Raw genomic sequence first — 2,593 nt, 5'->3', positions numbered from 1 at the left:
GGGTGACGGCGTACCTTTTGTATAATGGGTCAGCGACTTATATTCTGTAGCAAGCTTAACCGTGTAGGGGAGGCGTAGGGAAACCGAGTCTTAATAGGGCGTCTTAGTTGCAGGGTATAGACCCGAAACCGAGTGATCTATCCATGAGCAGGTTGAAAGTGCCGTAACAGGTGCCGGAGGACCGAACCCACTCCCGTTGAAAAGGTAGGGGATGACTTGTGGATAGGGGTGAAAGGCTAATCAAACTCGGTGATAGCTGGTTCTCCCCGAAAGCTATTTAGGTAGCGCCTCGGACGAATACCTTGGGGGGTAGAGCACTGTTTCGGCTAGGGGGTCATCCCGACTTACCAAACCGATGCAAACTCCGAATACCCAAGAGTACTATCCGGGAGACAGACGGCGGGTGCTAACGTCCGTCGTCAAGAGGGAAACAACCCAGACCGCCAGCTAAGGCCCCAAATTCCTAGTTAAGTGGGAAACGATGTGGGAAGGCACAGACAGCTAGGATGTTGGCTTAGAAGCAGCCATCATTTAAAGAAAGCGTAATAGCTCACTAGTCGAGTCGGCCTGCGCGGAAGATGTAACGGGGCTCAAACTAGGAGCCGAAGCTGCGGATTTAATTGTTTCAATTAAGTGGTAGGGGAGCGTTGTGTAAGCCTGTGAAGGTGCATCGTAAGGTGTGCTGGAGGTATCACAAGAGCGAATGCTGACGTGAGTAACGACAAAACGGGTGAAAAGCCCGTTCGCCGGAAGACCAAGGGTTCCAGTCCAACGTTAATCGGGGCTGGGTGAGTCGACCCCTAAGGCGAGGCCGAAAGGCGTAGTCGATGGGAAATCGGTTAATATTCCGATACTTGTTTATGATGCGATGGAGGGACGGAGAAGGTTATGTCAGCCTGGCGTTGGTTGTCCAGGTGGAAGGATGTAGTTAGGTTTAGTAGGCAAATCCGCTAGACTATTAATGAGATCTGATAGCAAGCTAGGTTTACTAGCGAAGTGGCAGATACCCTGCTTCCAGGAAAAGCTTCTAAGCGATAGTCATAAAGAAATCGTACCCGAAACCGACACAGGTGGTCAGGTAGAGAATACCAAGGCGCTTGAGAGAACTCTGCTGAAGGAACTAGGCAAAATGGTACCGTAACTTCGGGAGAAGGTACGCTGCCGATGGTGATAAGACTTGCTCTTTGAGCTGTTGGCAGTCGCAGATACCAGGCTGCTGCAACTGTTTATTAAAAACACAGCACTCTGCAAACACGAAAGTGGACGTATAGGGTGTGATGCCTGCCCGGTGCTGGAAGGTTAATTGATGGGGTTAGCGTAAGCGAAGCTCTTGATCGAAGCCCCAGTAAACGGCGGCCGTAACTATAACGGTCCTAAGGTAGCGAAATTCCTTGTCGGGTAAGTTCCGACCTGCACGAATGGCATAATGATGGCAGCGCTGTCTCCAGCAGAGACTCAGTGAAATCGAAATCGCAGTGAAGATGCTGTGTACCCGCGGCTAGACGGAAAGACCCCGTGAACCTTTACTACAGCTTTACATTGAACTTTGACCTAACTTGTGTAGGATAGGTGGGAGGCTTTGAAGTAGGGACGCCAGTTCCTATGGAGCCAACCTTGAAATACCACCCTGGTTATGTTGGGGTTCTAACTTAGATATAACAGTATCAAGGACAATGTATGGTGGGTAGTTTGACTGGGGCGGTCTCCTCCTAAAGAGTAACGGAGGAGTACGAAGGTGCGCTCAGGACGGTCGGAAATCGTCCAAAGAGTATAAAGGCAAAAGCGCGCTTAACTGCGAGACCCACAAGTCGAGCAGGTACGAAAGTAGGTCTTAGTGATCCGGTGGTTCTGTATGGAAGGGCCATCGCTCAACGGATAAAAGGTACTCTGGGGATAACAGGCTGATACCGCCCAAGAGTTCATATCGACGGCGGTGTTTGGCACCTCGATGTCGGCTCATCTCATCCTGGGGCTGAAGCAGGTCCCAAGGGTATGGCTGTTCGCCATTTAAAGAGGTACGCGAGCTGGGTTTAGAACGTCGTGAGACAGTTCGGTCCCTATCTACCGTGGGCGTTGGAAATTTGAGAGGATCTGCTCCTAGTACGAGAGGACCAGAGTGGACGAACCTCTGGTGTTCCGGTTGTGACGCCAGTCGCATTGCCGGGTAGCTATGTTCGGATCGGATAACCGCTGAAAGCATCTAAGCGGGAAGCCGACCTCAAGATTAGATTTCCCTAAAGAGCCGTTGTAGACTACGACGTTGATAGGTTGGGTGTGGAAGCATAGTGATATGTGTAGCTAACCAATACTAATTGCTCGTTTGGCTTGACCATACAACACCCAAGTGGTTTAAATCACTTCAAGTGTTGTATGATAAAGTGTAATGATTACCTTAATCTTGATTTAGTAAAAACTTTAAAAATTAAAATAAAACAGACTCATATTGAAAGTTGTCCTTTTACGCTGACGACAATAGCAAGATGGAACCACCTGATCCCTTCCCGAACTCAGAAGTGAAACGTCTTAGCGCCGATGGTAGTGTGGTTTGCCCATGTGAGAGTAGGTCATCGTCAGCACCTTATTTAAGCCCCCC

2 rRNA genes are annotated in these 2,593 nt (G+C 49.6%); both read left to right on the top strand.

The features are described 5' to 3' along the window. Window positions 1–2,333, top strand: a 23S ribosomal RNA gene (locus MOB01S_RS11935); the annotation flags it as partial. A 129-nt stretch (window positions 2,334–2,462) separates the two neighbouring features. Further along, window positions 2,463–2,576, top strand: a 5S ribosomal RNA gene (gene rrf / locus MOB01S_RS11930). Window positions 2,577–2,593 lie beyond the last annotated feature (17 nt).

The organism is Moraxella oblonga NBRC 102422 (assembly GCF_001598275.1).
In the GTDB taxonomy this organism is placed as follows: domain Bacteria; phylum Pseudomonadota; class Gammaproteobacteria; order Pseudomonadales; family Moraxellaceae; genus Moraxella; species Moraxella oblonga.
The sequence above is the reverse complement of the archived record's forward strand: the minus strand, read 5'-3'. Positions and strand labels throughout refer to the sequence as shown.